Genomic DNA, 13,669 nt, shown 5'->3' on the forward strand with positions numbered 1-13,669 from the left:
TTTTCTCTCGAAAGGAGAGAGGCCATGATCGAAAAACGGCTGCTTCGCCCCGACAGGGCAAGAAAGATCGCAGGGAGCTTTGCCGCCATCGAGCACCGGTTCTTGCGCGAGGGCTTCTGGGCCGGACTCAGCCACCACGAGTTGATCCTCTATCTCTTCCTGATCGTGGTCGGAGACCGCCACGGATTGTCCTATTACAGTTACGACCGGATCTGTTCATTGACGAGCCTTCTGGCCGATGAATACATCCTCGCCCGGGACGGTTTGATCCACAAAGACTTGATCGCCTTTGACGGGAGGCTGTTTCAGGTTCTTTCCCTGCCTTTTGGGTCTCGGACCGACCGCGCCACCGTTCGCCAACTCATCCACCAAAGCCTCGGAGGAGACCATGATCACAAGACGCATCGTTTTTGAGATCCACCGCCTGGCACAGGAAGACTGGACGAAAAGCCATATCGCGGAGCAGTTGGCCCTGAACCGCCAAACCGTAACCAAATACCTTCGCAATCCAACCCCCGAGCGGAAAAAACTCCAACGGCCCAGCAAACTGGACCCGTTCCGGGATGATATCCAGGCCATGCTTGAACGTAACCCCCGCGTCCTGGCCACCGTTATCCACCAGCGGCTTACCGCCAAGGGGTACCGGGGAGGGCTCACCATCCTCAAGGACTTCCTGCGATCGATCAGGCCCGCACCGCGCCGTGTGTTCCTGCGCTTCGAAACCCTGCCGGGCGAGCAGTGCCAGATCGACTGGGGCCACTTCGGCAGCCTCCCCTACGGCGATACGGAGCGTAGGCTGTACTGCTTCGCCATCGTTTTAAGCTACAGCCGACTGCTCTACCTCGAGTTCACCCACTCCCAAAACCAGCAGACCCTTCACCGTTGCCTCTTGAACGCCTTTCGTTTCTTTAACGGGGTCCCGAGAGAAGTCCTCACCGACAATATGCTCACCGCCGTGCTCGAACGGGAAGGATCCCTCATCCGCTTCAACGAAGCCTTTCTGGAGTTCCTCCGTCCCTTCGGCATCACCCCGCGGGCCTGCAACCCCCGCCAGCCTCAGGAAAAAGGCAAGGTCGAAAAGGGCGTCATCCACTATATCCGCCATAACTTCTGGCCCCTGCGCGAGTTCGTCGATCTCACCGACTTGCAGCGCCAGGCCGATCACTGGCGCGATACCCTCGCCAACTGCCGGCTGCATGCCACCACCGCTCAGAGGCCTCTTGATCGTGCCCTTCAGGAGCAACTCAGGCCTTTGCCCGACTTCCTTCCCGATTGCCGTGAATCAGCCGTGCTCAAGGTCCACACCGATTTTTGCATTCACTTCGATGCCAACACCTACACCACTCCCCCCTGGGCCGTCGGCAAACAGGTCGTGGTCAAGGCCGATCAGCAAACCCTCAGCATCTATCTCAAGGAAAAACTGATCGCCACCCATCAGCGCTCCTGGGAACGGAAACAGCGCATCGAACTCCCGGAGCACCGCGAAGCGGTCTTAAAAGGCATGCGCAGGCAGTGGCAATCCGAAGAAGTGGCCCTCTTCGCCTCCCTGGGCGAAGATGCCAGGCTCTACCTAGAACACATGGCTGCAGCCCGCCTTCCCCTCAGGAAGAATGTCAGTAAACTCCTGGTTCTCAAAGACCGCTACGGGTTGGTCGCTTTCCTGGCATCTCTTCAAAAAGCACTGATCAACAAAGCCTTCGGTGCTCATTACATCGAAAACATCCTGGTCCAGGACCACACCCCCACCAAAGACCACCCGCCTCTCCAGTTCAAAGAAGAGCGCCTGAACCGCATCCGCCTCGAAGAACCCAACCTCGCCGAGTTCGACGCCTTTGTGCTCAGAAAGGGGAAATAGCCATGTCCGTGTCCATCGAGGTCGTTTCTCAGGACCTCAAGGCCCTCAAGCTCTCCGTAATGGCTGCCCATCTCGAGGGTGTCCTCGATCAGGCTCGGCAGAAAAACCTCGGCATCCTGGATATCCTGAAGCGTCTGTTGGATGCAGAACAGGAGGAGCGGTGGAAAAACGCCGTCAGCCGCCGCTTCTCACAATCCGGCATCACGGAAAGAGTGAGCATCGATCAGTTTGACTTCCACCACCACAAATCCCGCGAGGATCAGAAAACCAAAATCCTCGAACTCCTCAACCTCCACTTCATCGAAAAAAAGCAGGATGTCATCTTCATCGGTAACCCGGGCACCGGGAAAACCATGTTGGCCAAATGCATCGCCACTTCAGCGTGCAATGCCAACCTCAAGGTCCTCTTCACCAGCGCCATCGACATGATCAACCAGTTGGTCGCCGCCGAGCTCGACCGGTCGCTCATCAGAAAGCTTCGGCAATACCAGACCCCGGATCTGCTCGTTTGTGACGAGCTTGGTTATCTTCCGCTTGGCTCACAGGGTTCGAACCTCTTCTTCCAGGTCATCAGTCAAAGGCATACCCAGAGGTCAACAATCCTCTCCACCAATCTGCCTTTTGCTCAATGGGGGAAGGTCTTCGATTCCAACACGGTAGCCTCCGCGATCGCTGACCGGCTCGTCTACAACTCGGAGATCATCATCCTCGGAGGAACAAGTTATCGAAGAAAGCACAAATAGATCCATTCCCTAAAAAATCTTTGTTTGCTCCCGCCTCTTCCTCCTGGAGATGTGGCGGGCCCTTCCTTGGGCGTATCTGGCTCCCGCAGGCTGCCCCTCTTCGCGAAGCCGTTTGCCGCCCCGTGCACAGCTATGCCCCGCTACTCTCCCTGGTCGTTTTTAAACCGTCCATTCTGTCCATTTTTTGACCGGCGTTAATATGGATAGCCCTCGTCAATATTAGGCATTCGCGAGCCATTTTTGCTGTTTTCCTTGTCCTGACTCTCCTGTCTGCAGGCGGCTATCTCCTGGTTGAGGTGGAAAGTAACACGATAAAGATGTTCAGCAGAAGGCTCTCCGTGCGTCAGGCCTTCGACTATGTGGATTCCAGGATGGGCGGATCTATGTCCGTAGAGATTATGGCAGACGCCGGAAGGAAAGACGGCGTCAAAGAACCTGCCTTTTTGCGGCAGCTCGAATCGTTGCAGGATCATATAGAGAAACACCCCTTTTCGATGAAAACCTTCAGTGTGCTTGATATTCTGAAAAAGATGAACCAGGCCCTTCATGAAAACCATCCTGAGCACTATACCCTGCCGGAGACTAAAGGACAGGCATCTGAATATATGTTTCTATATGAGACATCCGGAGGCCAGGAACTGGACAAGCAGGTAAGCTTTAACTATGACATTGCCCGGCTGACGGCACGCACTAAAAGCCTAAGTACAAAGGACATTAAAATGTTCATATCAGATATCACCAATTTTGCAGAAGAACACCTCAGTCCGTCAATCAAGATAGAATATACAGGCATGATACCCATGGTAACTGCGATGTCCGACTTAATCACATCTGGTCAGATCAAAAGCTTCGGATTTGCATTTATAGCCATTGGCTTGATGATGATTATCGTCCTGAGATCATTCAAGTTGGGGCTTATCAGCATGATTCCCAATGTTTTTCCTGTGTTAATAGCCATAGGGTTTATGGGCTATGCAGGTATCTACCTTTCCATGTCAGTGGTGACCTTTGGCGCCATTATCATCGGCATAGCAGTAGATGACACCATTCATTTTTTTATGCGCTATCGCCGTGAGTTCAGGCGTACCGGCACCTACGAGGGTGCGCTGAAGGGTACGATTATAACCGTGGGACGTCCGATTTTGTTTACAAGCATTACCCTCGCAGCGGGATTTTCTATTTTTGGTCTCTCCGACATAAGTAATATTGGTGATTTCGGATTGATGGCAGGTTTTGCGATAATCTGGGCGCTTCTGGCTGACTTGTTTCTTGCTCCGGCCATAATGCTGCTGTTCAAGCCGTTGGGATTGGAAAAACAGGACAAATAGTTGAGGAAATCATGAGAAGACTATGGATTGTTATGATATTGGCGATGACGTCGGGAACAGCAATGGCTGGTGAACCCAACGGCCGGGAGATCGCCTTGAAGATGGACGCAGTGGATACCAGCCTGGACGGGAAGCGAGCCGCGGTGATGGTCATCAACCGCAACGGGCAGAAGCTGGTCAGAAAGATGGAAAGATATATTAAAAAGTATGGACCGGATGAACGAAGCCTGATCAAATTTATCGAGCCGCCTGATGTCAGAGGGATCATGTACCTCACCTGGAGCTACGAAGACGTTGAAAAAGACGACGATATGTGGGTTTATCTTCCGTCCGAAAGCCTGATCCGAAGGATTAGCGGCGGGGGCAAGAAGGGCAGCTTTATGAGGAGTGATTTTGCCAATGAGGATATTGAAAAAAGAGAAGTGGATGATGACGAGCACAGGCTTTTAAGGTCTGAGGAATTCTCGGGTGTGGATTGTTATGTGGTGGAAAGGATAGCAAATAAGCAGAAAGACACAAATTACTCAAAGCGGATCGTCTGGGTCAGGAAGGATACTTGGCTACCTGTGAAGATGGAATACTATAATAAGAGAGGCAAGCATTTTAAGACGGCTATCCATGGCGGGTACAAGAAAATCGGAGGTATTTGGACGGTTACAAAGATAATGGTGAAGACCCCGGAGCAAAATTCAGAGACCCTGATGCAGTATGACAATATAGATTACGATATCGGATTGTCGGATGCTATTTTTGAACAAAGCCATTTGAAGCGATAGTGTTTCAGGAACAGGGAGATCTACAACACAAGTATCCGCACACGCTCCTCCAATCCGCGCATCATGCCTTTCTGATAGGCTCTGACAAAATGGTCAAAAACTGAATGATTCGTATGAAGACGTGTTGTGACAGAGGGATCAGATGGGGTGTGATACTCCTATTCCTTCTCTTGCAGGATGTTTCTTTTGCCGTTCAAGAAGATCCATTAAAGGACATGGACCTGAGCGATACAATAGGCGAGGATGTGAATAGGACAGAGCCTGAATTCCTTTTGGTCGGGGGTTACCTTGAAAGCCGCAATCAGATCAGGACTAAGGATGTGGAAGAGCCCATCTCTCTCCGGCAGCGTCTGTGGCTGGATTGTTACCTGGGGGATGATTGGCTGAGGGGGTTTGTCAGTGGCTATTTTGATTATGATCCGGCGGTTCGGGACTGGACGGATGACAACAGTGAGATTTACTATGTAGATCTGAACGAGGCATATCTGACAGTCGATACCGAACGGATCGATTTGATGTTGGGCAAAAAGATGATGCGTTGGGGAACAGGCGACGGAATCAACCCCATGGATCTGATCAATCCCCGGGATTATCGGGACCCCATTGCAACCGCCAGGGCCGATGCCAGGCTGCCCATAATCTTGGGGAGCGGAATATTCCTCTTGGGGCCTGTGACTCTTGAAGGAGTATGGGTGCCGAAGGCAGAGGTAAACGAATTCTCCCTCCCCAATAGCCCATGGGAGGCAAGGAATCTGAAGGCATTAAGAAAAATGGCCGAATCCGGAGTGATAGCGCTTGGCCCGTATGAAAAACCGGATAAATGGTTGGAGAGTTCTGAGGTTGCTTTTCGGATCTCCACGGTATGGAAAGGCTTTGACCTGGCGCTTCTTTACTACAACGGCTACACGGATGATCCTGCGTATCACCGCGATTACCTGACTGACGGCAGAATGCGTTTCACCGCTCGCTATTACCGCTACGAGGCCTACGGATTTAACTTTGCAAAGGGTCTTGATAGGACCACGGTACGTGGTGAGCTTGCCGTAAAACCCGGACTCCTGTTTTCGATAGATGTTAATGATCCATCATACAAAGAAGACAGCGACGGCCTTGCCATGCGTAACCTGTATCAAGGCGTCATCGGGATTGACCGCACCTTTTTCACCAATCTTTACCTCAACTTGCAGTTTTTCATCGATCTCATAGAAAACGGCAAACAGCCCCTTGCTTCAAAACGCAAGACTCACGGCATCACCTTTGAGATCAGCGACACTTTTCTTGACGATGATTTGACTGCTGGATTTCGGGGCACGTACTACACAAACGATGAGGGTGCAGCCTGTGAAATATTCACAGAATATAAAATCGGCGACAACTGGCAAATCGCCCCGGGATACATGTTCTTCAGCGGTCCCATAGATTCCCGGCTCGGCCAGTTTACGGATAATGATATGATCTACCTGAGATTGAGATACAGCTTTTAACCCCATCCTTTTTCAGACAAAGAGCGACTTCCTGCCCCCCGCTTTTATCTTGTCTGCCGATATCAGACATTGTCCTTATATCGTTACAGGATGTATCGATAACCTCAAGTTTGAGGTAAAGCCGAAGGGTATGGACATTCAGCTATAAATTTTCTATCCTTATTCCGGTTAGAGCAGCCAATTTGGATTGCCTCTCGTCAAAAGTAAGAAACCTGTCAGCTTTAATTGATAAAGCTGAGGCCACATGCAGGATGTCCAAGGCCCTTGATCCCGTTTCACTCGTATGCTTTCTTGATAAATCAACAGCGTATTTGAATACGTCAGTCCAGCTTATTTGTGGACGATAAAAGACTCCTTTGCTTTCATGTTCAGCAAATCTTGCCATAATAAGACGTATCTCATCCGTTGTAATCTCAGTCCTGAATTCCTTCAGATTGATAGCATTGTTAAACTCTAATTCGTGAAAGGTTGTTAAAGGAATGGCTTCATTATTCTCCTTAAGCCAATTTGAGACATCCAGGGAATATTCTTCTTTGATGTAGAGTTTAACGATTACACTCGTATCGAGGTAGAGCACTTAGAACCTGTCTTCCCTGCCCTCAATAACTATTTCGCTTATTGGCTTTCCTTTAAGGTCAATAGCTTCATTGTAGAAATCAGGCCACTCGATTTCGCTTTTAGGGGGTAAGGGCACTATTCTGGCTATGGGTTTCCCTCTTTTTGTAATGATTATTTCTTTACCATTATTAATCCCGCTAAGAACCCTGGCGAAATTTTTCTGGATTTCTCCAACACTTGCTGTTTTCATATTTTCTTTCCTTTTCTACAATTTACGCATATTATATACGTAATAAATGATCTGTCAAGACTAATCAGTTTCCATCCGGAAATGGTCTTTTTGGCCAATCTCGGCGTCAATCTGCACGTTCGCTTGTGCGGCGACCTACAGGTCGCCTCCGCGCAAACGCTTGATTTCCTTGATATTGGCCAAAAATCCTCATTTCCGGATTGGAAACTGAGTTCTATAGGAAAATCATTTCCGGATGGACACTAATCAGTGATTTTGGTTCCTGAGGGATTTGCGCTGTATCTAACCATTTGCAATGACAGAGTATTTTTTGCAGACCAAAATAACTTTACCCCAATTTTTGCCGGCGAAATCGCCGGTTTTTGAACATATTTCCAATTTTGCGGCAATCTATATAAAGCTATAATACGTTATCAGTGGTTTGATTGGGTATTGCCTGTGGGAAAAAACGGTACAACGCAAATCCCTCGTTCCTTTAAAAGCTTGACATGGATATTTTTTTGATATTAGGCGAATCTAAATTGAATATGGGCATCAATCTCTAAGGGGATGTCTTACGGCTGCTGCATAAGCGGCAAAAGTGAAGGCGTAACTTGGATTGTAGAAATCATCTGAGTTACGCCTTTTTATTTCAGGATAATCCACAAGCTTATCGGGGTGATGTTATGTGTCAGCAGGGGTATCAGTGATAGCCAAAAAATTCTTCTTATGATCCGGAACCATGAAGCTCAACAAGATCGAATTGCTTTAAAATAATGTCTTTGATTTCAACCTTAAACCGCCATCAAGTGCAAAGTGGAGCATTCAGATGCCGGAACCCAGTCATATTCATTACACTCCCCAGGGGGGGCTGCCTCGGCCGCAATGAATATACGGCGCAACACCCCGGAACACTTCGAATGCTGCTGGAACGGGTCGGGAGACTATGGTGACTTCCGGATTGTTAAAACCGAAATTCGATCTGGATTCTATGTTTGGATGACTGATTGTCTGTTCCACCAAGACACTCGTTTCTCTATGGTAGATCATCCCGCGGCCTTTTCCTTCAGCTTCTGCCTTTCTGGAAAAGCGAGTGCCAGATATGGCATTCAAAAACAACCGATTGAGATATCACCTGGAATACAGGGCATATTATACTACCCGGATCCGAATGGAACCAGCCGTATTTGTACGGATCTGCCCCTGCGTCAGGTCGGCATCGTCATCTCGCCGGAACAGCTTCGCTCCTATTTCGAGTCCGATCTGCGCTCGATCGATCGGCACCTGCGCAACATCCTGTAGGAAAAACGGGACAATCTGTTTTGCCACATTCAGACGATTACCCCGGCCATGTGCGTGGCATTACAGCAATTGCTCAACTGTCCCTTCAGCGGCATGACCCGCAAGCTCTTTCTTGAAAGCCGCGCCCTGGAACTGATCGCCCACCAGTTGTGCCAGATGTCGGATGCCCGTCAGTTACCCGCTGTCGTCTTTCACAATAATCTGACGTTTTTTTTCTGATTATGTTGGACGATTGGTCTGCATTTTCGGGGCAATCTGGCCAGAGGGATTTTGGATGATGGTCTTGGCCTTGGCGATGGTTCTATTAATATAGGGATTTTGCCTCCGTTCGCCCTGGTGATGATCCCAGGAGGTCCGTTGCGCGATGAGGAGGGAGCGGATGGCGTGTTCGGAGTACCCGCGTCTGAGGAGGGCGAGGACGTAGGCGAAGTCGGTTTCGGATTCGGTAGCGCGCAGATATCTGAAGCGAGATGAAGGGGAAGAAAGACACACCGCACCCCCCTGGGGGTGGAGGGGGAAAGGGTTGAGGGGAAGACGGAGTCATTGCCTGGAAGAGATGCTGCGGGATGATGGCCGAGGAGTTGTAGTCGACCCAGATGAGGCGAGAGAGTGGATATTGCCCGTCGGGGGTCCGATGGCAGGGTTTGCGGTTGCGGAAGCCGGGGCACCTGCCGAAACGGTTGTTGGGATCGGCGGCCGGATCGCTGTGAAGCATGTGGAGGAGGATGCGTTTATGGTGGAGATCCAAGGGGTGGGCAGAACGGATCCAGACCTGGAAGTTGTGAGGGGAGGTCTCGACGACCATGCGACCGGGCCTCCAGGTGTTGTCAGGTTGGCGATGGTGACGGCAAACCCTCTCCCAGGACAGATCATCGGCCAGGAGATAGCGGGATTGTTCAAGGGGTTGAAGGAGGATGTGGCAGCCTGAGGCGTTGAGGGCCTTGAGATAAGGGATATGGTCGGGATGGGGCTGGACGATCCAGCGTCCTTTTTCCGGATGGAGAACCGCCAGGTGCCATTTTTGGCGAAAGAAGCGGTGGAGTTTTCTAAGCACAGCGTCCATGGGGGTGAAGAGGGGGGCTGGCCGATGACCAGCCCCGGCTTTGAGGATCAGAGGAGTTCGGTTGCGGCGACACGGACGTGTTCGGCGGCGACCTGCTGGATCTTTTCTGCGGCCGCAGCGATGAGGGCACCGCGGGCGAGATGGTTAGCCCGCCTGAGGATGCCGCCCGAGCCCTGGTGGATGGCGGTCAGGGCCTGCTCGGAGAAAAGGGGGCGGGTGATGCCGGTGATCTTGAGGTGGTGCAGGAGATAGGTACCGAGGGTCTCCCGGTCGATCCCCTGGAGATGATAGCGGGCGATGATGCGGGAAGAGAGGGGAAGCGAGGTGCGATAGGTCAGCAGATCGGCCAGATGGTTCTGGCCGACGAGGATCATGGGCAGATAGGGTTTGGAGTCGGCTTCGAACTGAAGCAGGGTGTGGATCTCGGCCAGGACCTCGAGACGCAGGAGTGAAGCCTCGTCGATGACAAGCACCGGGGTCTGCTTGCGGCTGAGGACGAGATCGAGGACCTGCCTGCGGATGATGCGCAGGAGGGTGGCGCGGGAGGAGCCCTGCAAATCGCAGTCGAGGGCGGAGCAAAGCTGGCGATACAACTCGAGGATGGAGCCAGAAGTTGCCGTCACCCAGATGGGGCGATACTCGGAGGGGTGAAGACGGCTGATGGCCCAGCGCAGGGCCGTGGACTTGCCCGCACCGACCTCACCGGTCACCAGTGCGACGGCGCCCAGGCGCAGGGTGTAATCGAAGCGCTCGGCGACGGCCACCACTTCGGCGGTCTGAAGGATCTGATCGAGCTCGAGTTCGGAGCCGAACGGTTCACGAGTAAAGCCGAAAAAGTTGAGATAATGGGGTTTCATCGGGGCTCCTTTGCGAGAGAAAAGGGTAACCGGCCGGATGGGACGGATTTTGGAGGAGCGCTGTCTATGACGAGGTCTTGAGAGCGGGACCGGCGCACCCGGCAGTTGACGTGCAGATCCAGAGGGGTGAGGAACCCGTAGGAGAGGTTGTCCAGGTGCACTTCAACCCGGGTGGGATCATGGTCGTGGTAAAGGAGCGTGACCTGTTTTCCGATGAGGGGAACAGGCGCCTCATAGACCTTGCCATTCAGGGCGATGGTGCGGTCGTTGGCGACCTTTCGCCTGGCACGCTTACGGAAGAAGTCCTCGAGGTTTCTGGGGGCGGGGCGGATGCACTCCATTTTTTCGGCAAAGCGCTGGATGGGACTTTGACCCGTGAATCCGTGGGGACGTTGATGGTAGACGGAGTGGATCCATGCTTCGAGTTGTTCATTGAGGCCCCTGAGGTCGAGATTTGAACTGAGGGTTGGGAGCAACTGTTTTTGCACGGTGAGGAACCAACGCTCTATTTTTCCCCGACCCTGGGGTTTGTAAGGCCGGGAGTCGACCAATCCGTGATCGCGCTTTGGCTTGGTCACGAGCGCCTGGAAACCACGCAGATGTATCTTCATGCCAGCCTTGCATTGAAAGAGCAAGCCCTTGCTAAGACAACGCCTTCAGATGTGCCGCCGGGCCGATATAAGCCGGACGACGACCTGTTGGCTTTCCTGAAAACGCTTTGATTATGCCGCAAAATTTTAAGGTTGATTGCCCCTTCCCATTGGAAAATGCTGGGTGAGCATGCCTCACCCGGCAATAATCCGGTTGGCGGCATAATGCCAGATGTCGTTGGGGGATTCGGCCTCGAACTTTCTCCGATCGACCGGTGAGGACTGATCGAGGGGCAAGAGGTTCTCTTTTTTGAGAAAGCGGTACAAAGAAGAGTAGCTCGGCAGCTCGTCCGGCCTCAAAAGCCTGCGGTTTTCCAGTTCCGAGAGAAGAACCATGAGGGTGCACCGGGGCATCTGCCTGCGCAGCGTGACGATCACGGCGGCAGCCTCATCATGGATGCTGCGGGGCACGCCCCGGTCGCTTCTGGGTTGAGGGTAAAGAGCTTCGAGCCTCTGCCGGCCTTGGCGATACGCCCTGATCCAGGAAAGGATCGTGGTGCGGGCAAGCCGGGTACGCTCTGAGTGGGGGATCTGCCACTGCCGGGAGCACTTCTCTCTGAGCAACCGCTCTTTCTCTCCCCGGGTCAATTTTTGGCAGAAAAAGTCGCTGATCACCCCGAACCGGAAAACGGCGATGTCTTTTTGCTGCTGTTCGTCCATCTGTGGGACCTCCTTTGTGGTGGTTTTGCGTCTGGATACCCCACCTCCCGAGGGCTGGTAAAGGGCAGCCTTCGGTGGGGCCCCACAAAAGAAGCACTCCTTTCACATTGGATGGAGCGGCTGACCGGGCAGATCCCCACGGCGTGAAGCAGTTCGAATGCGTCCGGGAGCTGTCCGGACCACGACAGGCCAAGATGCAGTTTCGTCTGCTCGATCAAGCTGTTCAGCCAGTGGCGCTGGCGGGATGGCGAAAGACCCGGGAGCCAGCCGCGGCCTGACAAGCGGTTGGCTATACTCGATTGGATGGTTGCGATGGAAGATTGGAAACGAGAGAAGTATCCTTCGGGGCGGAGCCGGACCACACACCCGCAAGCCGGGCAGCGGTACCTCGGAATCTCGGCAGGTTCTCCGTACCCGTCAAAGCAGGCCGTGGCATACCCATGCGCGCATAGCTTCCCTTCGCATTTGGGGCAGGATGACGGCCTGGGCCAGAGATATTTTCGACCCAGCCTGAAAAGGCTCTTGACGCATACCTCGACAAATACTATCAATAGAGTACGGGTTGTGAGTTTTACTCACATGTTTTTCGGGGTAAAGGGTGCTGCTACATCCTTTACCCCAATTGTTTTCCATGACTGCTTCCGCCCTATTCCCAAAGACAGAATAATTCGACATCCGACCCCCTCTAGTCAAGCGTTTGTGAAAAATACGGCTCCTTCCCGACAGCATATTCTGCCAACCAACACCCGGACTCCTGTTTTCGATAGATGCTAATGATCCATCATACAAGGAAGACAGCGACGGCCTTGCCATGCGTGACCTGTACCAAGGCGTCATCGGGATTGACCGCACCTTTTTCACCAACCTCTACCTCAACTTGCAGTTTTTCATCGATCTCATAGAAAACGGCAAACAGCCCCTTGCTTCAAAACGCAAGACTCACGGCATCACCTTTGAGATCAGTGTCAATTTTCTTGACGATGATTTGACCGCTGGATTTCGCGGCACGTACTACACAAACGATGAGAGTGCAGTCTGTGAAATATTCACAGGATATAAAATCGGCGACAACTGGCAAATCGCCCCGGGATACATGTTCTTCAGCGGCCCCATAGATTCCCGGCTCGGCCAGTTTACGGATAATGATATGATCTACCTGAGATTGAGATACAGTTTTTAAGGAAATGATAGTATCGAAGGGTATTGTTACAAATAGCGTATACAAAGCACGCCTCAATTTGCGAATCAGGATTCGCTTCCCAAATTTCTCTTATCGATATCGGGCAAGGCCACTGGATCGCCTTCGCTCCGCAGGACCATTCGGCCATAGAGAGCATGAACGGATACCCCAGCCATTGAGGTCATCAGCCCCTAACGGCCAAGGCATATTTCAAATACGGTTCGCACGGCGGGGTTCCCTCACATTATGGATATCTTGCGTGGTAGACCCCACCATCCGATCAACGCTGGCACCGGTCCTGATATCCCTAGCTGGAACGCTCTATAATGAAATAAAATTCTTGACAAAAAGAATTGGTTGAAATAATTAGAAGCTCCAAAATTAATTAGTGAGCCAAAGCTTCAGGAGGAATGCCTTACGTTCTTGGCGGCTCAAAGACGCGGAGAAAGTGAAGGCGTAACTTGGATGGAAAAAAATCCAGGTTACGCTTTTTTCTGTCTGAGGGAGATAGAAATGACGAATCATCGTATTCATAAAAGAGGTTTTCTTCTAATTCCGTTGCTCTTCATCCTCGTGTGTATGGCGCAGAGGCATTCGATGGCCGGGAGAGAAGCGGATCAGGCGCAAAAGAGCATCGACCAGCCCATAACGATTCGGCAGGAGACCCAGAAGGCTGAGGACAAATGGGGGCTGGGGAGCGACTGAGGTTTAAGGAGGAGTATGAGAGGCTGGAGCATGACAACGATCGGCCGGGTGTGGAAAACAAGGCCTTGGAGAAGGACGTGGCGGTCCTCCGTGGCTCGGTGGAATCCCTTGTACGTGGGATTGGGCAGATTGCCGGTATGGACGAGTGCCGGGATGTCGGTATCGACAGGATGCTTTGCCTCGAAAATGGTGGAAGAAGGGCAGCAATGGCAGGAAAGGTTCAAGGGATCGACGAGTTGACCATTTAGCATGCAACATTTTGAGGTGTACGTGAATCCA

The 13,669-nt window shown here is 52.1% G+C and carries 18 protein-coding genes and 2 pseudogenes; 13 read left to right on the top strand and 7 right to left on the bottom strand.

Features of this window, described 5'->3' with window-relative positions; translation table 11 throughout:
* The first annotated feature begins 24 nt into the window (after positions 1 to 24).
* The 6 genes from ACZ500_RS04540 to ACZ500_RS04565 all read left to right on the top strand — a co-directional run bounded on the left by ACZ500_RS04540 (position 25) and on the right by ACZ500_RS04565 (position 6,186).
* Positions 25 to 414, top strand: coding sequence for a hypothetical protein (locus tag ACZ500_RS04540; protein WP_464231344.1), 390 nt, complete (start codon positions 25 to 27; stop codon positions 412 to 414).
* Complete coding sequence (gene istA / locus ACZ500_RS04545; RefSeq protein WP_464231345.1) at positions 389 to 1,855, top strand: IS21 family transposase; 1,467 nt, start codon at positions 389 to 391, stop codon at positions 1,853 to 1,855. The genes ACZ500_RS04540 and istA overlap by 26 nt, the downstream gene beginning before the upstream one ends.
* Before the next feature lie 2 nt (positions 1,856 to 1,857).
* On the top strand, positions 1,858 to 2,598 hold the full coding sequence (gene istB / locus ACZ500_RS04550) for an IS21-like element helper ATPase IstB (protein WP_464231346.1): 741 nt from the start codon (positions 1,858 to 1,860) through the stop codon (positions 2,596 to 2,598).
* A gap of 383 nt (positions 2,599 to 2,981) precedes the next feature.
* Positions 2,982 to 3,926, top strand: a complete 945-nt coding sequence (locus tag ACZ500_RS04555; RefSeq protein ID WP_464231347.1) for an efflux RND transporter permease subunit — start codon at positions 2,982 to 2,984, stop codon at positions 3,924 to 3,926.
* Positions 3,927 to 3,937: 11 nt separating this feature from the next.
* Positions 3,938 to 4,702, top strand: coding sequence for an outer membrane lipoprotein-sorting protein (locus ACZ500_RS04560; protein WP_464231348.1), 765 nt, complete (start codon positions 3,938 to 3,940; stop codon positions 4,700 to 4,702).
* A 149-nt stretch (positions 4,703 to 4,851) separates the two neighbouring features.
* Positions 4,852 to 6,186, top strand: a complete 1,335-nt coding sequence (locus tag ACZ500_RS04565) for a DUF1302 family protein (RefSeq protein WP_464231349.1) — start codon at positions 4,852 to 4,854, stop codon at positions 6,184 to 6,186.
* 142 nt (positions 6,187 to 6,328) lie between these two features.
* Here ACZ500_RS04565 and ACZ500_RS04570 read toward each other — a convergent pair whose 3' ends face one another.
* Both ACZ500_RS04570 and ACZ500_RS04575 read right to left on the bottom strand, forming a co-directional pair.
* A complete protein-coding gene (locus ACZ500_RS04570) occupies positions 6,329 to 6,763 on the bottom strand; it encodes a type II toxin-antitoxin system VapC family toxin (protein WP_464231350.1) in 435 nt (144 codons plus the stop codon).
* The gene (locus tag ACZ500_RS04575; protein ID WP_464231351.1) at positions 6,764 to 6,994 is read right to left on the bottom strand and encodes a type II toxin-antitoxin system Phd/YefM family antitoxin; all 231 of its coding nucleotides are present in this window, start codon (positions 6,992 to 6,994) and stop codon (positions 6,764 to 6,766) included. It lies immediately after the preceding gene.
* An 81-nt stretch (positions 6,995 to 7,075) separates the two neighbouring features.
* On the opposite strand from ACZ500_RS04575, the gene ACZ500_RS04580 reads away from it, so the two are divergent.
* The 3 genes from ACZ500_RS04580 (at position 7,076) to ACZ500_RS04590 (ending at position 8,494) form a co-directional block, all read left to right on the top strand.
* Positions 7,076 to 7,240 (top strand): hypothetical protein, encoded by a 165-nt coding sequence (locus tag ACZ500_RS04580; RefSeq protein ID WP_464231352.1) that lies wholly within the window; start codon positions 7,076 to 7,078, stop codon positions 7,238 to 7,240.
* A 618-nt stretch (positions 7,241 to 7,858) separates the two neighbouring features.
* Positions 7,859 to 8,275 (top strand): hypothetical protein, encoded by a 417-nt coding sequence (locus tag ACZ500_RS04585; RefSeq protein WP_464231353.1) that lies wholly within the window; start codon positions 7,859 to 7,861, stop codon positions 8,273 to 8,275.
* Positions 8,276 to 8,323: 48 nt separating this feature from the next.
* Complete coding sequence (locus ACZ500_RS04590; protein WP_464231354.1) at positions 8,324 to 8,494, top strand: hypothetical protein; 171 nt, start codon at positions 8,324 to 8,326, stop codon at positions 8,492 to 8,494.
* On the opposite strand, the gene ACZ500_RS04595 is transcribed toward ACZ500_RS04590, so the two are convergent.
* The 4 genes and pseudogenes from ACZ500_RS04595 to ACZ500_RS04610 all read right to left on the bottom strand — a co-directional run bounded on the left by ACZ500_RS04595 (position 8,495) and on the right by ACZ500_RS04610 (position 10,806).
* Entirely contained in the window at positions 8,495 to 8,767 is a 273-nt protein-coding gene (locus tag ACZ500_RS04595) for a hypothetical protein (protein ID WP_464231355.1), read from the bottom strand. It abuts the gene before it with no gap.
* 142 nt (positions 8,768 to 8,909) lie between these two features.
* Positions 8,910 to 9,338, bottom strand: a pseudogene (locus tag ACZ500_RS04600) (DNA-primase RepB domain-containing protein); the annotation flags it as partial.
* A 47-nt stretch (positions 9,339 to 9,385) separates the two neighbouring features.
* Complete coding sequence (locus ACZ500_RS04605) at positions 9,386 to 10,195, bottom strand: ExeA family protein (RefSeq protein ID WP_464231356.1); 810 nt, start codon at positions 10,193 to 10,195, stop codon at positions 9,386 to 9,388.
* Entirely contained in the window at positions 10,192 to 10,806 is a 615-nt protein-coding gene (locus ACZ500_RS04610) for a Mu transposase C-terminal domain-containing protein (RefSeq protein WP_464231357.1), read from the bottom strand. Before ACZ500_RS04610 ends, ACZ500_RS04605 begins: the two co-directional genes overlap by 4 nt.
* Here ACZ500_RS04610 and ACZ500_RS04615 point away from each other — a divergent pair.
* A pseudogene (locus ACZ500_RS04615) lies at positions 10,732 to 10,917 on the top strand (integrase); the annotation flags it as partial. The gene ACZ500_RS04610 and the pseudogene ACZ500_RS04615 sit on opposite strands and share 75 nt — an antisense overlap.
* A gap of 63 nt (positions 10,918 to 10,980) precedes the next feature.
* Here ACZ500_RS04615 and ACZ500_RS04620 read toward each other — a convergent pair.
* On the bottom strand, positions 10,981 to 11,505 hold the full coding sequence (locus ACZ500_RS04620; RefSeq protein ID WP_464231358.1) for a transposase family protein: 525 nt from the start codon (positions 11,503 to 11,505) through the stop codon (positions 10,981 to 10,983).
* A gap of 811 nt (positions 11,506 to 12,316) precedes the next feature.
* On the opposite strand from ACZ500_RS04620, the gene ACZ500_RS04625 reads away from it, so the two are divergent.
* The 3 genes from ACZ500_RS04625 (at position 12,317) to ACZ500_RS04635 (ending at position 13,638) form a co-directional block, all read left to right on the top strand.
* Positions 12,317 to 12,685 carry a hypothetical protein gene (locus ACZ500_RS04625; RefSeq protein ID WP_464231359.1) on the top strand — a complete coding sequence of 123 codons (369 nt, stop codon included), beginning with the start codon at positions 12,317 to 12,319 and terminating at the stop codon, positions 12,683 to 12,685.
* 513 nt (positions 12,686 to 13,198) lie between these two features.
* Entirely contained in the window at positions 13,199 to 13,390 is a 192-nt protein-coding gene (locus ACZ500_RS04630; protein ID WP_464231360.1) for a hypothetical protein, read from the top strand.
* The gene (locus ACZ500_RS04635; protein WP_464231361.1) at positions 13,369 to 13,638 is read left to right on the top strand and encodes a hypothetical protein; all 270 of its coding nucleotides are present in this window, start codon (positions 13,369 to 13,371) and stop codon (positions 13,636 to 13,638) included. Before ACZ500_RS04630 ends, ACZ500_RS04635 begins: the two co-directional genes overlap by 22 nt.
* The last annotated feature ends 31 nt before the right edge of the window (positions 13,639 to 13,669 follow it).

The organism is Desulfatiglans parachlorophenolica, from assembly GCF_055394735.1.